Origin of the sequence: Rhodoplanes roseus (assembly GCF_003258865.1) — a bacterium.
Taxonomy (GTDB): Bacteria; Pseudomonadota; Alphaproteobacteria; order Rhizobiales; family Xanthobacteraceae; genus Rhodoplanes; species Rhodoplanes roseus.
Map to the genome: position 1 here is coordinate 1 of NZ_NPEX01000837.1, position 269 is coordinate 269.

The 269-nt window shown below is 66.2% G+C and carries 1 protein-coding gene; it reads left to right on the forward strand.

Features of this window, described 5'->3' with window-relative positions:
• Positions 1–32 precede the first annotated feature (32 nt).
• The coding region (locus CH341_RS32635; protein ID WP_245431356.1) for an AMP-binding protein at positions 33–269 on the forward strand (237 nt) is incomplete at its 3' end.

Genomic DNA, 269 nt, shown 5'->3' on the forward strand with positions numbered 1-269 from the left:
AAGGCGTGCGGGCCGGCGACCGTGTGATCGTCATGATGCGCAACAGCCCTGCCTCGCTGGCGCTCATCTTCGGCTTGATGCGGGCCGGCATGATCTGGGTTCCGACCAATCCAGCCCTTGTCGGCGACGGGCTCGCTCATGCGATCAAGCTCGTCGAAGCCGCGATCGTGGTCTGCGATCCCAATCTCGTGGAGACCGTCGAACACTGCGGCGCGACAGCCGAGAAAGGTATCCTGCCCTTGGCCGGGCTGCCGCCGGCAGTCGAGGCC